Raw genomic sequence first — 14344 nt, 5'->3', positions numbered from 1 at the left:
CACAAGTTACGAGCGATCGCTCGTCGGCTCTGGTACACAGCACGCCTCTGTGATAATTTAAGAGAGTAATAAAGATACGTGCGCGTAGCGTGCCTTCGGCATCACCTTATCTAAAAATCATACTTTAATTCAGCAACGCCACACGCCCTAGATCTCTTGCAAAATAAAAAGTAAAATCTATTTTAGGATGGAAAACGTTAATTTCTTAACTCATTACTCATTACTCATTACTCATTACTCATTACTCCACTTCTGCAAGAAGTCTATTCATTATCTATTTATTATTTATTGTTGATTAACTGTGATTAATTGATAAGCTAAGGCTGAGATCTTATATCAGATCAAAAATACTTAACAAACAATAGTCAAAAAATTAATTTTAGTATCGTTTAAGTCAATCTCTTTGCTCTTTGCCCTCTCTTTACTCTTACCTCTTGAAACTTGATTTAACAAAGAACTTAGCCATTTTTAAATTTTGGAATAACAAATTAATTTCTCTCTGGGGTTGACAAACTTTATTCTCATATAGTAATATGTAAATATGGTGGTTGAGTTAAATCATCTAATTTGTACCTCGAAAAAATAATCAGAAATCATAAAACTATGACAACAATCTTACAGCAAGAAAGACTTTCCTCTTGGGAGCAATTTTGTCGGTGGGTTACTTCTACCAATAACCGTTTATATGTCGGTTGGTTTGGTGTATTAATGATCCCTACTTTATTAACTGCCCTTACCTGTTTCGTTATCGCCTTCATCGCCGCTCCTCCAGTGGATATTGACGGTATTCGTGAGCCTGTATCAGGTGCATTACTTTATGGTAATAATATTATTACTGCTGCGGTTGTACCTAGTTCCAACGCCATCGGATTACACTTTTATGCTATTTGGGAAGCAGCTACTTTAGATGAATGGTTATATAACGGTGGCCCTTACCAGTTGATTGTTTTCCACTTCCTCATCGGTATTTTTTGCTATATGGGCAGACAGTGGGAATTATCTTTCCGTTTAGGAATGCGCCCTTGGATTTGTGTTGCCTATAGTGCTCCTGTGGCTGCTGCTACCGCCGTATTATTAGTTTATTCTATCGGACAAGGTTCTTTCTCTGATGGTTTACCTTTAGGCATTAGTGGTACATTTAACTTTATGTTTGTGCTTCAAGCAGAACATAACGTATTAATGCACCCATTCCATATGTTAGGGGTAGTTGGTGTATTTGGTGGAGCTCTGTTTTCTGCTATGCACGGTTCTCTTGTAACTTCTTCCTTAATCCGTGAAACAACGGAATCTGAATCTCAAAGTTTAGGTTATAAATTCGGACAAGAAGAAGAAACCTATAACATTGTTGCGGCTCACGGTTATTTCGGCAGATTGATTTTTCAATATGCTTCCTTTAATAACAGTCGTGCTTTACACTTTTTCTTAGGTGCATGGCCTGTAATCGGAATCTGGTTCGCTGCTTTAGCGGTATGTTGTTTTGCCTTTAACCTTAATGGTTTCAACTTCAATCACTCCATCTTAAACAGTGATGGTCGTGTAATCAACAGTTGGGCAGATATTATCAACCAAGCAAATATCGGTATCGAAGTAATGCACGAACGTAATGTTCACAACTTCCCTCTTGATTTAGCTAGTACACAACCTGTTTCTGCTCCTATTATCAACGGATAATTAACAACTCAATAATAACTAAAAGATACTCTCTGAATTTTCAGGGGGTATTTTTTTATGGAGATTTAACAATTTAACATTGTCAGTAACCAGAGTTTTTTTGACAAATTTTAAGTAAAAACAGACAAAAATCTAACTCAGAGTAAGATATGATTAAAATGTAAAGTTTTATTGAGTATTCTTAATGGTTGCAACGCCCACTAAATTAAATTACGATATTAAAGACATTAACCTAGCTCCTATGGGTCGTCAAAGAATCCAATGGGCTGCTAGAGAAATGCCAGTATTAGCCCAAATCACCGAACGTTTTGCCGCAGAAAAACCCTTTGCTGGTATTCGTTTAGTAGCTTGTTGTCACGTTACCACCGAAACCGCTAATTTAGCCATCGCCCTTCAAGCAGGGGGTGCAGATGCGGTATTAATTGCTAGTAACCCTCTTTCTACCCAAGATGATGTTGCGGCTTGTTTAGTCAATGACTACGGTATTCCTGTTTTTGCCATCAAAGGTGAAGATAATGCTACTTATCACCGTCATGTGCAAACAGCTTTAGATCATCGTCCTAATATTATCATTGATGATGGTTCAGATGTAGTTGTAACTTTAGTAACAGAAAGACAACATCAATTAAGTGACTTAATCGGCTCAACGGAAGAAACCACCACAGGGATTGTGCGTTTAGAAGCCATGTATAAAGCCGGTGCATTAACCTTTCCAGCTATGAATGTTAATGATGCTGAAACTAAGCACTTCTTTGACAACCGTTATGGTACAGGTCAATCTACCCTTGACGGTATCATTCGTGCGACTAACGTACTTTTAGCCGGTAAAAACCTCGTAGTTGCAGGTTACGGTTGGTGTGGCAAAGGTGTAGCTATGCGCGCTCGTGGATTAGGCTCAAACGTCATCGTTACCGAAATTAATCCCGTTAAAGCTATTGAAGCTGCAATGGATGGTTTCCGTGTAATGCCCATGAGTGAAGCCGCAAGTATTGGAGATATTTTTGTAACTGTTACAGGTAATAAACATATCATCCGTGAAGAACATTTTGCCGTCATGAAAGATGGTGCAATGGTTTGTAACTCAGGTCACTTTGATCTTGAAATTGATTTAGAGTCCTTAAAATCTATGGCTTCGGAAGTAACACAAGTGCGTAATTTTACCGAACAATATTTACTTAAAAGTGGTAAATCCGTAATTGTCTTAGGTGAGGGACGTTTAGTTAATTTAGCTGCTGCTGAAGGTCATCCTAGTGCCGTTATGGACATGAGTTTTGCCAACCAAGCCTTAGCTTGTGAATATTTAGTCAAAAATCAAGGTACTTTAAAACCAGGTATTCATTCTATTCCCGTAGATGTTGATCAAGAAATTGCTCGTTTGAAATTACAAGGTATGGGTATTTCTATTGATACTCTTACTTCGGCTCAAATTGAATATATGAATTCTTGGACTGTGGGAACGTAATTCAATTATTAATTAACAAAGAATAATGAGTAATAAGTAATGAGTAATAGGCAAAAGGTAAAGGGGAATAGGCAGTGGTAAATACATAATTTCTAATCCCCAATGCCTAATGCCTAATTCATAATTAAATTATCAGATTTATGTTTAAAAAATTAGCTTGTTTTTTTGTTTTAATTTTAATTTTAACTACCTTATTTATTCCGACAAATGCCATTGCTGCAAGTTCAAGTGCGGTAACATCAACCTTTGAAAGTAAAGATTTAAGTGGACAAGATTTCACTGGGCAAAATTTACAAGGAATTGAATTTACCAAAGTTAAGTTATTAGAAACAAATCTTAGTAATACTGACTTACGAGGTGCTGTATTTAATACTGTTATAGCAGAAAAAATTAACCTTTCTGGTGCAGATTTCACTAATGGTTTAGCTTATGTTAGTAACTTTGATAATGCTGACTTAACAGATACTATTTTTAGAGAAGCTATTATGTTACGCTCAACTTTTAATAATGCTAAAGTTAATGGTGCAGACTTTACTCAAGCAGTGTTAGATAATCAACAAATTAAACAACTTTGTAAATATGCCGATGGTATCAATTCTAAGACAGGAGCGAGTACCCGTCAATCTCTTGGTTGTCCTTAAATAACCTTTGTTTGATTGACAGAATAAAAAACTTTTTTGACAAGAAAAATGGAAGAGAAAGAATGATCAATTCAAAATTCTTAACTCTTCATTATTTTTGATTAAAATCTTCAAAAGCAAGGCGAATTTGCTCTAAACGGCGACGATTTACCCCTAAATCTGATTCCCCTAAACGAGAAGAAGAACGCCATTCTATCACATTTTTATCTGAGGGGAAATAAAACTCTCCATCATCCACAAAACCCATAATTTTACTGCGAAATTCTGTGCGAATATAATCCTCTTTTTGTTCTATAATTTTTGTCTCAGGTACAACGGATAAAATCTTTAAAAAATTATTATAGGCTTCATTGCGATCGCCTTCATAGGATAAAGGTAAAATAGAATGAGTACTATCGGCATTTTCACTCACAACGCAATTAGGAGTTACAGGACAAGGCGAAAGTTTACCATCTTTTACCCCTAAATTAGTGGGAATTTTACCTTCTATATGAAAAACAGAAGCGATGGGAGGAAAGCTATGAGAAAAGAAGATATAGAGAGGAGAAATTAAAGTTGAAAAAGAGAGAATAAATACACTAAAAATGGTAATTATAGATAACATAAGAAAAATCAAAATTTTGTTATTAATATTATACAATAAAAATTAAATTAAAGAAATTATGGAAATAGATAAGCTAAATAAAATAGAGGCTATTATTTTTGATTTAGGTGGAGTTATTATTGATGTAGATATGGATTTACCTTATAATAAACTTTTAAGAATGAGTAATAAAAATGAAAATTACTTATTAATTGAGTTAAAAAATATTGCCTATGAATACGAAATTGGAAAAATTAATGATCAAGAATTTATTAATAAGATAAAAGAGATTACTGCCTTAAATTTGACAGAAACGGAAATAGAAAATTTATGGAATGAAATGCTAGGTTATGTACCTAATTATATGGGAGATTTATTAGCGAAAGTTAAAGAAGAAAAAAGAACATTTATTTTAAGTAATACTAACCCTATTCATATTCGAGAAGTTAGAAAAAGATTTCATAAAGTTGTGAAGAATTATACCTTTGAATCGTTATTTGAAAAAATCTATTATTCCTATGAAATAAACTTACATAAACCTGATATAAAAATTTTTGATTATGTAATAAAAGACTCTCATCTTAATCCTAATAAAACTTTATTTATTGATGATAATAAAAATAATATTTTAAATGCACAGAAACTAGGATTAAATACTATTTATATGAATCCAAAAATGAATTTACCACAATTATTTTTAACAGAGATAAAGACTATTTTATGATGAATTTATAGAGATCACTATGGTATATAATTAAATTACTAATATAAAATACCAAAGCAGTTACTAACATGGATTTAATTGAAAAATTGAGAGAATTAGCCGCTAGAATACCACAACAATTAGAGCATATTGAGACAGAAGAAGCAACGAAAAATGCCTTGGTTATGCCTTTTATAAGTGCTTTGGGATATGATGTGTTTAATCCTTTAGAAGTTTTACCCGAATTTACTGCTGATGTTGGCATAAAAAAAGGAGAAAAAGTTGATTATGCTATCAAAAAAGAGCAACAAATTATCATGTTAATGGAGTGTAAATGGCATAAAAGTAATTTAGAACAAGAACACGCTTCACAATTATATCGTTATTTTTCCACTACAGAAGCTCGTTTTGGTATTCTCACTAATGGTATTATTTATCAATTTTTTTCAGATATTGATGAGCCTAATAAGATGGATTGTAAACCATTTTTTGAGTTTAATATTCTTAATTTTCAACCTCATCATGTTAAAGAATTAAATAAATTTACTAAATCGGCTTTTTCCTTAGAAGATATTATTAATACTGCAAGTAATCTTAAATATACTGGGGCAATAAAAAAATTATTAGAAGAAGAATTAGAATCACCTTCGGAGAATTTTGTCAAGTTTTTTGCTTCACAAATTTATAGTAATAAAATCACAAAAAATGTTATTAATCAATTTACTACTATTGTTAAAGATTCCGCTAAACAATTAATTACCGAAAAAATTAATGACTTAATTGACTCAGCAATAAATAAACCGATTGATAATTATAAAGATGTAGAAGAATTACCTGTTGATGATAACAAAATAAATAATGGAATTGTTACTACTCAAGATGAAATTGATGGTTTTAATATTGTCAGAGGGATTTTAAGTCAAGTAATTGATTTAAGTAAAGTAACTATGCGTGACACAAAAGGTTATTGTGGAATTTTGTTTGATGATAATAATCGTAAACCTATTTGTCGATTATATTTTAATACTTCTCAAAAATATATTGCTTTATTTAGTAATAAAAAAGAAACAAAGATGCCCATCGCAAATTTAACAGATATATTTAATTATAGTGAAGAATTAAAAGCAACAACTATAGAATATAATGAAAGTAAATAAATTCTTAATTTTAATAAGATTTCCGATACTTAATACTAGGATTAAGAGATATTAACTTATGATTGCTAAAGTGTTTTTCTCAAATTTCAGTAATGATTAAATAAAGTATTTATATTAAAACCTTAGAACCTTTAAAGAGTAAAGAATTGTGTACAGTGCCAAATTCAGTAGATCGAAAAAGAGATTTTAGATACTATTTATTTCATTTTATATAAAAGAATGGTATAAGATATTCTTATTATTAATTTTGATTTTATTGGGTTGGAATATAAACATTCCTTTCCACCTGAAAAATATCTTCTACACCATGGTTTAAAAAAGATAACATTTGTTTTAAAGAAAATAAATTATTATAAATTAATCTACCCCCTTTTCTCGGTTTACTTACTTTTGACCATAATATATTTACCCAAATATTAATTAATAAAAAAGATATTCCTACAAACAATAATCTCCAAGTAGGTTTTTTACTTGTGGTTCTAATTCTACAAGTATTTTTCATTCTGTAGCTACTTTCAATTCCAAATCTTTCTCTATAACATTTGTGAATATGCTCCAAATTAGTTTTTATTTTATGAGTTGCATAAACATAATGTTCTCTTCCTTATTTTCAATGTCAATTTCATCAATAATTCCCGCTATTAATCCAAGATGATCTAAATTTTTGATAGTGATTTGTTCTGTCATTTATCAAGAAAAAACTGATAATTAAATAATCAAAATTATTTTAACTAATCTTGTGAGAAATTTTTTGTTTCCTAGGATGAAAGTAATAGGACAGTCTGTAAGTTTACATTATTAAATAATGTTTTTTGTGTATCTTTTTTAGTATTGTATTGAAATATGCGGAATGTGGGTTATAAGTAATTGAAATAATAATTTAAAAGTTATAGCAATTTTAATAAGTTGTTATAGCTTTTATTTTTTTTCAGTTACAAAAGGGATAATAAATTAAGTAAGGAAGAATAGAATAACAAACATTACAATGTAATAAAAAGTAACTATTTATATCTTCATAGTGACAAATTAGGAATATCAGAATATATTGAAACAAATATCTAAGATGTTCGTAAAATTTCTGCCATGACTATTCATACCATCCTTGAAGAATTTAGACAAACAGCAACCTCTGAAAGAGACAAGGGGGATAAGTTTGAGCGTCTTATTTTACAATATAATAGTAAGATTACCCTATCGCAAATTCCCCTCGAAACTTACGAGTATATTGTTGATGGTAAATCGGCTTTGGAGTGGGTGATGGAAAGATACAAAATCACTAAGGATAAAGATAGCGGTATTGTGAATCCTAATGATTGGAGTGAGAATCCTCGCTATATTATTGATTTGGTGAAAAGGATTGTGAGGGTAAGTTTAGAAAGTGTCAAGATTGTTAAGGGTTTACCTCCTTTGAAGGAGAGAATTTGATTTTTAAATGGTGTTTTTAATTAGTCGCTTTAGCAGACTTGGGCTGTTAGCCATGAAATTTATTTCTTGGCGTGTTATGATATATCACCTAAATCTAAATAAACTCATTTATTTTTTTCCGATTAAGCAATAACTCGCTTCGCAATAAATTGACGAAGCTAATAGCGTAAATCGGCTAAAGGGATTTCAAAATATTATATTAAATTTTAGTCACTTTATCAGATTTGTTATTTTAAATAATATTTAGTAGGTGAATCATCCTCAGATTTAATGTTTTCTAATATGCCAATAGTTGTAGAATTGGCGTGATGTTCTTTTTGATTTGTAACATATTTAATCGCAGTTTCTAAATTTGTATAACTAATAGAATAAACTCCGTAACCTTTTTGCCATTGAAAAGAATTAAAATATTTTTCTGTGAGATAATGGGAGGTACTGCCTTTTATTTTTTGTACATATTCAGAAATCGATATTTTAGGAGGAATAGAAACAATAACATGAATATGATCGGGCATTCCATTAATACGATGAATAATGCAACCCAAATGATCAGATTTGCCAATAATATAATTGTATAAATCTTCTTCGTAGTGAGGTAAAATTAAAGGAAGCCTATCTTTTGTACCCCAAATAAGATGATAATATAAACGCCATAAAGCCATGATAAAACTAATATTTAATTTCTCAATAATTTAAGGATTATGGTAACAAATACAGGCAACGAATTATGAATAATAAACAAATAAACTCTCTTTTAAATAATCTTGATGAAAAAGTAAACTTAGCTATCAAACAAGCCTTAGAAAAACATCAAAAATTAGGAGAATCTGTCGTAATTTTCGATAACGGAAAAATCAAAACTTTTACTGGCGAAGAAATTAAAATTTTATTAGAAAATAACTAATGTCAGATAGGAGGTATAGATTCCTTTGTTTTCCATTGTGATCAGTTGGTGATTTTTAAAGGTTCGATCGAATAGTCTTTTGAATTATGGATTATGATAAGATGATCTTAAATAATTAATTCAAGGACGATGACAAATATATATAAATTACCATTAATCTTAGAACCGCAACCCGAAGGCGGTTATACTGTTACTTGCCCTTTATTACGTACGTAATTTAATTACCGAAGCGGATACATTAGATGATGTGTTTCTAATGTTTCTGATGCGTTGTCGGCGTTAATTGAAGCCTATCAAGAGTTAAATAAACCTTTTCTGATGGGGGCAATAAAGATTTAAAATTAGGCACTTTACGACAAATTATTCGCCAACTTGATCTTGATTGGGAAGAGTTTAAGAATTTATAATATCTCAATATTTTTATCTCACATTTAAACATATTAAGGTTCGATCGCACAGCGCCACTTTTAGCGATCGAGTTTTGGGGATTTTTTAAGAGTTCGATCGAAATAATAAGACGAATTTTAGGCAGTTTTATCGACTAATAAACTTTGTAAATATTTGTGTAAAATATCTTCTGTTAAACTGGAGGGTGATGTACCTAATTTATTTGCTAAATCAGATAATTTTTGTTCATCTTCTCTTGACAATAGTATTTTTAGAGATTTTTCTAAATATTCTTGAGCATAACTTTGATAAATCTGTTTTGCTTTTTCTACTTGGTTTATGCTATGCCATTCCCCATTTTCTACACTATTTAAAATATCTTTTTCTTCTTGATTTAAGTTACTCATTTACATTACTCCTTAAATATTTTTTTGTCATTTTTCTACTAGGTATTATTGTTTTTAAAAATATTTCCTGATCACTTTCAACAAAGGGAACTAAATAAACATAATCTCTTAATTTTATGATAAAAATACATTGTTAGCTATACTTTTTTTGATTATAATGATCGATGACACCTAATAAATCCCCTTCTTTAATTGCTTTAATAACATCAGGAAAACTAATATTTCTTTCTTTGATTAATAAGTTATTTTTGCTTTCATTCCAGTTAAAATTTTTCACCTGATAATTTTTTATTGCTAATTTTTTAACTATAGCAATCATATCAATCCTAACGGACTTGTGAATAACTTGTCTTTACTTTCCTTACTGTTTGTAGAAATATTGTATATTGGGAGTTCGATCAACAAATAAGATACTACGATCAAATAAAAGCAATTTTTTTGATAAGAAGAAGATGTACAGTATTATACTGCACTTTTGAATAATTTAGATGCGGTTATTTAGTCTAACTAGCCTGAATTATTCATGAACAAAAAATCAAAACTTAAAAAGTAGAAATTGGAATGTGGATTAAGGATTCTCAATTAGAAAAGTAATAAAAATATTATTAATCACATTTTAGAGTCCTAAAAATCTTAAAAAAGTCTTCAAAAACTTCATTTAGACACACCAATCCTATGAGAGATTAATCTTAACAAAAAATTAGTTGTCGACCTGTTAAAAGTCTTTGTGCTATGATTTTTATTTCCTGCTTAAAAGGACAATGATTTGCTAATTCTACCAACATTCCTCTGGTTGAAACTGTCACTTTTGCTCCGATTTTTATCAGAGTTTCTCTTATTCTTAATACTTGTGCATTTTCTAACCATTCTGCCTTCATCACTATTCGACGAGGTTTTGCCCAACTTTTAGCTCGATAATAAACATCCTCAAATAAACGAGCTTTTTCTTTCGTGCGAACATATTGTAATCTTGCTTGGTCTAACTAAAAGATAATCTATTTTTCGTTTCAACACCTGATTACTACTAAATCCAAACACATATTTAACATTTTGACGTTCACAAAGATTGATGATTTCAGGCAAAGAAAAACCACCATCTCCTCGTAAGATAATTTCTACATTTGCCCATGGTTTTTTCAACCTCCAAAATAACCATCTTAATAAGCCAATTATCCCCTTACCTGAATGAGAATTTCCAGGTCTTAATTGTAAAATTAAAGGATAACCACTTTTAGCTTCATTAATTAAGCAAGGAAAGTATATTTTATGTCTATAATAACCATGAAATAAACTTAATTGTTGTTCCCCATAAGTTAAAGCATCTCACCCATCTATATCTAAAATTAGTCGAATTTTATGTTGTTCTCTTTTCTCTTCTAAACAATTAGTAATTCCTTGACATATTTGGAGATTTGTTTCTGCTTGTTTAATTAATAATAATCCAGCGTCGGAACTTAAATCTATACCAGAGAACTCCACTTCTAATTGTTTTTTAGAGGGAAAATTAAAAGGTAAATTTTCGACTTGTTAACGATGACAGATAAACTGTTACTTGACACTTAGAACCTTTAGAGAGTAAGGAATTGAGAGAAAGCCTTTGACGAGGATTGAACTCGTGACCTCACCCTTACCAAGGGTGTGCTCTACCACTGAGCTACAAAGGCTTATGGGCCGAGTTGGATTTGAACCAACGTAGGCGTAGCCAGCGGATTTACAGTCCGCCCCCATTAACCACTCGGGCATCGACCCATTTGTTTTCACATTTAATTATTGTAACTAACTTTTTCTAAAAATGCCAACGATTTTAAAAATAAACTGTAGAACTTATTTATGATTATAGTTGTAACAATATAGCAAAGGGCAAAGAGCAAATTTAAAATATAGACTATAGTTACTCTTTTAGATTTAATAATGTCCTAATCAACTGGTTGTGTGCTATGTAAAGCCCGAATTTGATAGAAAAATTTAAAATTAGGGAACTCTTCTTTAAAGGATAATGTCATATAATTTAGTTAATATATTTAATCTCATTATGAATAAGTTACGCAATATCCTTATTGGTGCTGGTATCGTCTCTGTGGGTGCTATCGGTGTAAAAAAGGCAGTAGATTATTTTCAAAATAAAAAAGAGGATGAGGCAGTTAATAATTTGCCCGAAAATGTCTCTATTAATAATTTTGCTGAAGATGTCTCTATTTCTAATCCTCAAGAAGAAGTTGCTTTTGCTATAGTTGAAACTAATTCGGTACAAGAATTTTTAGATAAAACTTTTGGTATTCAGGGACGTTACCAACCTAATCGATCTCCTAAAATTTTTGACTATCAAGATAAGCAGTATATGGTAATCTGGGCTTATGATCAACAACAATCTAAAAATCAGATGTTGGTGTTTTTATATACCGATAAAGGCAGAGAAATGATTGGTAGTGTTGGTTATACATCCTCTGAAACTGATTATCGTTTAAAAATGGGAAATACTCCTTTTGCGGTGGCATTCAATGGGAAGAAATTACAATCAGGAGATGGTGAAGCAACTGGTACTGATAATGTTGATTTCGTTTTAGCTTAAACAAAATATTACATTTTAGTTACAGTAAATCAAGGGTTAATATCATTAACCCCTACATTAAAATCCCATAGGGGTTTCTAAGAATTTACAGGTTGCCCAATTCTAGGTTCTGTACCAGCTATAATTCTTTCAATATTACTGCGATGTCTGACAATCACATAAACAGCGGCAATGAGGGCAAAACCGATATAGGGTATGGAAGGATTAAAAATCCACATTAATATGTTAACGGCGATCGCAGCACTGATGGAACTTAGAGAAACAATTTTTGACACACCTAAAACTGTTAGAAATACTAACAAAGTACCCAAGCCCACATAAGGATTCATGGTTAATAAAATACCCAAACTAATGGCGGCAGATTTTCCTCCAGAAAAATTCAACCAAATTGATTTACTATGACCAATAACCGCTAATAATGCACAAATAGCGACTAACGATCCTTGCCACTGAGAAGGTAATAAAGTTAGGTAATTATAGGATAGTTTTACTAAAAATACCGCTAATGCACCTTTTAACATATCAATTAATAATACGGCGATCGCAGCTTCTTTCCCGACGATTCTTAGTACATTAGTCGCACCAGTAGAACCTGAGCCATGTTCACGAATATCAATACCTTTTACCATACGAGCTAGTATATAACCTGTGGGAATCGAGCCAAGTAGATAGGCAAGTAAAATTAAGCTAAAACTGATTAAAATAGGGTAAGTCATAGTAAAATCTGATGAAATTTTGATCTGTTAATTATTTAAGAATAAAAGTTGTCTGAATAATTAACAATAGGCAAAAAAGAATTGAGTAGGTTAGGAGTCATAAGTCAGGAGATGGGAGAAATCAAAGAATATGTAAGATTAATTGAAAAGATTTTTGATAATTTTCATTGGTAATAAAAGATAATTATTACTATCTGGAAATAATTGAAATCCATAGTTGGCATAAAATCGAACTGCATTGTCATTTATAGCGGATACAACTACCGCCATTGCGGCTATTTCATTTTGATAACAGCGACTTAAAGCATCCATTAATAATAAATCACCCCATCCTTTTTTTTGATAAGAAAAATCAACTCCTAGTCGCCCCAAAAGAATAACAAACACTAGAGGATATTTAGGTAATTTGTTAGTTAAATTGACTGGTAAATCCTCTAAATTAACACTACTTGAAGATAACGTATAGTAACCAATAATTTTATTTTTGTTTATGTCATTAGCAATAAAAGGAGCTGCTATATATTTATTTTTATCTTGTGAGGCTTGTTCTTTTAAATACTTATCTAAACTGGGAATTCCACAATTAAAATCTTGTCGATTATGTTTCTTATTGAGTGGTTCAACAACATAATTAATTTGATTAAATATTAACATTTATTGACCTTTATATTGACGATATTTTTGTGCAGAAGTTTTTAACTTTTCCGTGGGAGATGGAGGATTAAGTATGGTTTCTACAAAAAATAAACGATCTTTTCGACTTAATTGAAGCATTTGCTGTTCTCGAATTGTCTGTTGTGCAGCGTGTATTACTGTATTCACGACAAAATCTGTTAATGAACATCCTGTAATTTCTGCAGCTGACTTAATTAATTCTTTTTGTTGCTGACTGATTCGGGCTTCTAAACGAGCTTTCTTTTTTTCATCAGGGTTAACTGTGCTTGTCATTTTATTTGTCAATACTTTTTATTGATATTCTTTTGTACGTCATTTTACCGTAATTAATATTAAAATTTCAATTTACAATGAATTTATATTGTTTTTGATGGTTAATAAAAAAGTCTCTAATCAGGATTCAGTCCATCCATGATGGTTTTATTATAAATAACTCGTCCTGCGGTAGTGTAAATGTACTGAGTAATTTGTTCTCCTTCAACAGTTTCTCGCACTTTTCGATCAAGATAATACTTCCAAATACTACCATCGCTGAGGGTTTCTTCTTTTTGTAAGTCGTTACCATCTTTACCACTATCGATTTTACCCTCAAAACGTACCCAGATTTTAGCGTGTAAATGGTGGGCAATGCCCACCCTACTTTTAATATATTAAATATTCTTTCAAAATATCCTTACGTTTGCGTAATTTAGTTAAGGCTTCTCTTTCTATTTGTCTAGCCCTTTCAGGGGAAATACTGAGAATTTCGGCAATTTTTGATAAAGATAATTGTTTACCATCATCTAAGCCATAGCGTAATTTAATTACATCTTGTTGCTGTTGAGTTAACTCCGAGAGCATACGCTTTAAGTCAGATTGAAGACACAAACACTCTGTATAATCACTGGGAGATTGCCCTTTATATTCTAATAATTCTCCTAACTCAGTATCATTATTGTCTCCTACTTTTAAATCTAGGGATAAGGGTTGACGAGCTCTACCTAAATATTCCCTAACTTGTTCGGCGGTTAATTCTAGTGCTTCGGATAACTCAGCAATGGTTGC

18 protein-coding genes, 2 tRNA genes and 1 pseudogene are annotated in these 14344 nt (G+C 31.2%); 8 read left to right on the top strand and 13 right to left on the bottom strand.

All coding sequences use genetic code 11. The features are described 5' to 3' along the window. Positions 1 to 603: 603 nt before the first annotated feature. The 3 genes from psbA to ACEW8E_RS01620 all read left to right on the top strand — a co-directional run bounded on the left by psbA (position 604) and on the right by ACEW8E_RS01620 (position 3774). Positions 604 to 1671 (top strand): photosystem II q(b) protein, encoded by a 1068-nt coding sequence (gene psbA, locus ACEW8E_RS01630; RefSeq protein ID WP_373478596.1) that lies wholly within the window; start codon positions 604 to 606, stop codon positions 1669 to 1671. A 184-nt stretch (positions 1672 to 1855) separates the two neighbouring features. Next, entirely contained in the window at positions 1856 to 3133 is a 1278-nt protein-coding gene (gene ahcY / locus ACEW8E_RS01625; protein WP_373478595.1) for an adenosylhomocysteinase, read from the top strand. A 140-nt stretch (positions 3134 to 3273) separates the two neighbouring features. Beyond that, positions 3274 to 3774: a pentapeptide repeat-containing protein gene (locus tag ACEW8E_RS01620; RefSeq protein WP_373478594.1), complete on the top strand. Its 501-nt coding sequence runs from the start codon at positions 3274 to 3276 to the stop codon at positions 3772 to 3774. Positions 3775 to 3865: 91 nt separating this feature from the next. Here the strand turns inward: ACEW8E_RS01620 and ACEW8E_RS01615 are convergent, their stop codons facing one another. Beyond that, positions 3866 to 4378, bottom strand: coding sequence for a DUF1499 domain-containing protein (locus ACEW8E_RS01615; protein ID WP_373478593.1), 513 nt, complete (start codon positions 4376 to 4378; stop codon positions 3866 to 3868). 58 nt (positions 4379 to 4436) lie between these two features. On the opposite strand from ACEW8E_RS01615, the gene ACEW8E_RS01610 reads away from it, so the two are divergent. Continuing rightward, positions 4437 to 5081: an HAD family hydrolase gene (locus ACEW8E_RS01610; RefSeq protein ID WP_373478592.1), complete on the top strand. Its 645-nt coding sequence runs from the start codon at positions 4437 to 4439 to the stop codon at positions 5079 to 5081. Between the two features lie 68 nt (positions 5082 to 5149). Further along, entirely contained in the window at positions 5150 to 6217 is a 1068-nt protein-coding gene (locus ACEW8E_RS01605) for a type I restriction endonuclease (protein WP_373478591.1), read from the top strand. Positions 6218 to 6470: 253 nt separating this feature from the next. On the opposite strand, the gene ACEW8E_RS01600 is transcribed toward ACEW8E_RS01605, so the two are convergent. After that, the gene (locus ACEW8E_RS01600) at positions 6471 to 6719 is read right to left on the bottom strand and encodes a hypothetical protein (RefSeq protein ID WP_373478590.1); all 249 of its coding nucleotides are present in this window, start codon (positions 6717 to 6719) and stop codon (positions 6471 to 6473) included. Between the two features lie 581 nt (positions 6720 to 7300). Here ACEW8E_RS01600 and ACEW8E_RS01595 point away from each other — a divergent pair. Next, positions 7301 to 7642, top strand: a complete 342-nt coding sequence (locus tag ACEW8E_RS01595) for a type ISP restriction/modification enzyme (protein WP_373478589.1) — start codon at positions 7301 to 7303, stop codon at positions 7640 to 7642. Between the two features lie 227 nt (positions 7643 to 7869). On the opposite strand, the gene tnpA is transcribed toward ACEW8E_RS01595, so the two are convergent. After that, complete coding sequence (tnpA, locus tag ACEW8E_RS01590; protein ID WP_373478588.1) at positions 7870 to 8304, bottom strand: IS200/IS605 family transposase; 435 nt, start codon at positions 8302 to 8304, stop codon at positions 7870 to 7872. Between the two features lie 65 nt (positions 8305 to 8369). Between tnpA and ACEW8E_RS01585 the strand changes: the two genes are divergently transcribed. Further along, positions 8370 to 8546, top strand: a complete 177-nt coding sequence (locus ACEW8E_RS01585) for a hypothetical protein (RefSeq protein ID WP_373478587.1) — start codon at positions 8370 to 8372, stop codon at positions 8544 to 8546. 524 nt (positions 8547 to 9070) lie between these two features. Here the strand turns inward: ACEW8E_RS01585 and ACEW8E_RS01580 are convergent. From ACEW8E_RS01580 to ACEW8E_RS01560, 5 genes and pseudogenes are all read right to left on the bottom strand, one after another. Continuing rightward, a complete protein-coding gene (locus tag ACEW8E_RS01580) occupies positions 9071 to 9340 on the bottom strand; it encodes an antitoxin (RefSeq protein WP_373478586.1) in 270 nt (89 codons plus the stop codon). Between the two features lie 133 nt (positions 9341 to 9473). Continuing rightward, entirely contained in the window at positions 9474 to 9659 is a 186-nt protein-coding gene (locus tag ACEW8E_RS01575) for a hypothetical protein (RefSeq protein ID WP_373478585.1), read from the bottom strand. A 370-nt stretch (positions 9660 to 10029) separates the two neighbouring features. After that, a pseudogene (locus tag ACEW8E_RS01570) lies at positions 10030 to 10819 on the bottom strand (transposase). A gap of 113 nt (positions 10820 to 10932) precedes the next feature. Further along, positions 10933 to 11004: transfer RNA gene (locus tag ACEW8E_RS01565), tRNA-Thr, on the bottom strand. Between the two features lie 3 nt (positions 11005 to 11007). After that, positions 11008 to 11089 (bottom strand) — tRNA-Tyr (locus ACEW8E_RS01560). A gap of 283 nt (positions 11090 to 11372) precedes the next feature. Between ACEW8E_RS01560 and ACEW8E_RS01555 the strand changes: the two genes are divergently transcribed. Beyond that, positions 11373 to 11909 (top strand): hypothetical protein, encoded by a 537-nt coding sequence (locus ACEW8E_RS01555; RefSeq protein WP_373478584.1) that lies wholly within the window; start codon positions 11373 to 11375, stop codon positions 11907 to 11909. Between the two features lie 77 nt (positions 11910 to 11986). Here the strand turns inward: ACEW8E_RS01555 and plsY are convergent, their stop codons facing one another. The 5 genes from plsY to ACEW8E_RS01530 all read right to left on the bottom strand — a co-directional run. Then, a complete protein-coding gene (gene plsY / locus ACEW8E_RS01550) occupies positions 11987 to 12625 on the bottom strand; it encodes a glycerol-3-phosphate 1-O-acyltransferase PlsY (protein WP_373478583.1) in 639 nt (212 codons plus the stop codon). 138 nt (positions 12626 to 12763) lie between these two features. After that, on the bottom strand, positions 12764 to 13279 hold the full coding sequence (locus tag ACEW8E_RS01545) for a GNAT family N-acetyltransferase (protein WP_373478582.1): 516 nt from the start codon (positions 13277 to 13279) through the stop codon (positions 12764 to 12766). Continuing rightward, the gene (locus tag ACEW8E_RS01540) at positions 13280 to 13573 is read right to left on the bottom strand and encodes a DUF1778 domain-containing protein (RefSeq protein WP_373478581.1); all 294 of its coding nucleotides are present in this window, start codon (positions 13571 to 13573) and stop codon (positions 13280 to 13282) included. 116 nt (positions 13574 to 13689) lie between these two features. Then, positions 13690 to 13935 (bottom strand): hypothetical protein, encoded by a 246-nt coding sequence (locus ACEW8E_RS01535; RefSeq protein WP_373478580.1) that lies wholly within the window; start codon positions 13933 to 13935, stop codon positions 13690 to 13692. A gap of 7 nt (positions 13936 to 13942) precedes the next feature. Beyond that, positions 13943 to 14344 (bottom strand): sigma-70 family RNA polymerase sigma factor (locus tag ACEW8E_RS01530; protein WP_373478579.1); only part of this gene is annotated, 402 nt, incomplete at its 5' end.

This window comes from Geminocystis sp., from assembly GCF_041753295.1.
Lineage (GTDB): Bacteria > Cyanobacteriota > Cyanobacteriia > Cyanobacteriales > Cyanobacteriaceae > Geminocystis.
Note: the sequence above shows the minus strand (reverse complement) of the source record. Positions and strands in the feature narration are given on the sequence as shown.